The organism is Bacillus sp. JJ1773, from assembly GCF_036962035.1.
Classification (GTDB): Bacteria; Bacillota; Bacilli; order Bacillales; family Cytobacillaceae; genus Cytobacillus.
The window spans coordinates 1-2,069 of the sequence record NZ_JBALNX010000107.1 but is presented as its reverse complement, the minus strand read 5'-3'; the positions used below and the strand labels follow the sequence as shown (position 1 = coordinate 2,069).

Below are 2,069 nucleotides of genomic sequence, written 5' to 3'. Positions count from 1 at the left end.
CATCTTCCTTACACCTTCATCAACAAAACCGTTTTTCTTATATAATCCTTGTGCGACTTCATTTTTTAGATTCACAGCTAATACAATTTCATTAATTTCGGGAAAATATGACCTAACAAATTCAGGCAATAATTTTATTGACTGTTTTGCATATCCCTTACCTTGATGGTGAAAATCTGTTGAAAATGCTCTTAATAATAACGCATTATTATTATTTGAATAAGGCTTTACTCCCTCATTTTTATGTAGAACAAAAAACGTTACTAACTGTTCACCTTCAATACCTAATATAGAATATCTTTCTGGATCTTTATTTGAAAGTTCAATGCATTCTTTAGGAGTACCAGTAAAACTAAGTTGTTCCTCTGATAAGGTATATTGTTCAATTGAATTTTTAAATCTATCATTATAAAAATGAAGTTCCATAAAATTTCTCCTCCCCAAGCTCGAACATATATTCCTATTTTAATAAATGTAGTCAAGTCATTCAATTATTATTTTTGAATTATTCAACATAATGGCCTAAAAATGAAAATGAGCGCTGATCCTTTTTACTGAATCGCACCCGATTGTGGAAGATCATAATTACTATGTCTTGTTAAACTAAAACACATGTTACTTCAATAAGCCTTATCTAACCTCAATTACAAAAGCATAACTCGAACTTCCCTTTTCCCACCTTGCATGGACATCGTAAATATAAACACCTTTTTCTTTTGGTGCTATTAAAACATTATTATTTAACGAAACCTCCTCCACTTCGTTATCATTAAGCCATCTATTGACTCCCAATGTATTTACATTAGGTTCTTTTTCAAATTCTATTTTTAATTCAGATTCAGGCAATACAATCACGGGTTTAATTTCATGATGTTCAATTAGCCTTGGCGGAGAAATTGTATCGGCACAAATAGAATTAAATAAACCATCCCAACAATATGAACCTCGTGCCACTTCTAGTTTCTTTTCATTAAAAGTTATAGTTGGTGAAGGCGGATTATTATTAAATAACCCTATAACGAAGTAAATTCCAACACCTAATACAACTAAAACTACTAGAGTAATTAACGCCTTTTTCATAATTCCCCCCTTATCGTTATTAAACATCCTTTCTTTAACTCTACTGCTCGATAGTCTAAGTACATTTATTCACAATTTTATTGAGTTATTGTGCTTAAGCGCCTTATAGTTGAAGCAGAATGGGATGTTTATTACACAATCGCGCCCTAAAATCGAATAACTAATAACTTGATCTTAATATTAAAATCAAATAATTTTCCTTCTGTAAGTTCCCTTTAGTTTAAGTTCAATACTTTACAATCCTCTTCTAAATGATGAAGTTGGTAAAAAGTTTGCTTTTTCCATTATCTTAAAGAAATATATGTTACTTTTTTACGTATTTCAAAGACAAAAAATTATTGATTCCAATTTTCTTAGCCCTAATTTCTGGAAGAGGCTTTCTTTTGTACTCTTCAAATCCCAATTTGTTATATAAATTCATTGCCGGAGTATTCGTATCCGCAACCTCTTCAATGACATAATCATTGTACGGAGTGTTTTCAATGATATGCTTTATGATTTGAGTTGCTACACCCTGTCCTCTAAATTCTGAAGCTGTTCCAACAAACTCAATCGACCCTGTATTGGGCGGAAATTCTTCAAAAGGCGCTTCAAATTCCTTCTTTAGAAAGATCCCTGCCATGCTTCCCTTGAAAAATCCCAGATGCTTCCTTAATTCCTTTTTATTTAATCGAACCGATCTATCGGCACCATCCGTGCATGCTGTCATTCCAGCAATTTTATTATTAGCTATCGCTACATAAAATTGATTCAAAACAAACATATGAGCAAAAGCTTTTGCAATTTTATTTTTATCCTTTGAAAAAAAAACGAGCCATTGTGAGAACCCTTCTGAAAATATTTCAGACATTTGTTTCCTCACATCAAAATCTACTTTATCTGCTTTCAAAATAGTAAATATATAATTTTCAGATTCCATATATTATATTACTCCTTTTTAATGAATGATATATGTTCATTATTATAATCCTATTCCACAATCTGGCCCT

Annotated in this window: 3 protein-coding genes; all 3 read right to left on the bottom strand. The window is 31.3% G+C overall.

The window, feature by feature from the left end:
- Nucleotides 1–426 (bottom strand): GNAT family N-acetyltransferase (locus tag V7127_RS23665; RefSeq protein WP_335490419.1); only part of this gene is annotated, 426 nt, incomplete at its 3' end.
- Between the two features lie 204 nt (nucleotides 427–630).
- Entirely contained in the window at nucleotides 631–1,080 is a 450-nt protein-coding gene (locus V7127_RS23660) for a hypothetical protein (protein WP_335490416.1), read from the bottom strand.
- A gap of 304 nt (nucleotides 1,081–1,384) precedes the next feature.
- Nucleotides 1,385–1,999, bottom strand: a complete 615-nt coding sequence (locus V7127_RS23655) for a GNAT family N-acetyltransferase (protein WP_335490413.1) — start codon at nucleotides 1,997–1,999, stop codon at nucleotides 1,385–1,387.
- Nucleotides 2,000–2,069: the final 70 nt, after the last annotated feature.

Bases quoted from the DNA above. Each gene is read 5' to 3' on its own strand.
- V7127_RS23655 (WP_335490413.1), bottom strand. From the start codon at position 1,999: ATGGAATCTGAAAATTATATATTTACTATTTTGAAAGCAGATAAAGTA.
- V7127_RS23660 (WP_335490416.1), bottom strand. From the start codon at position 1,080: ATGAAAAAGGCGTTAATTACTCTAGTAGTTTTAGTTGTATTAGGTGTT.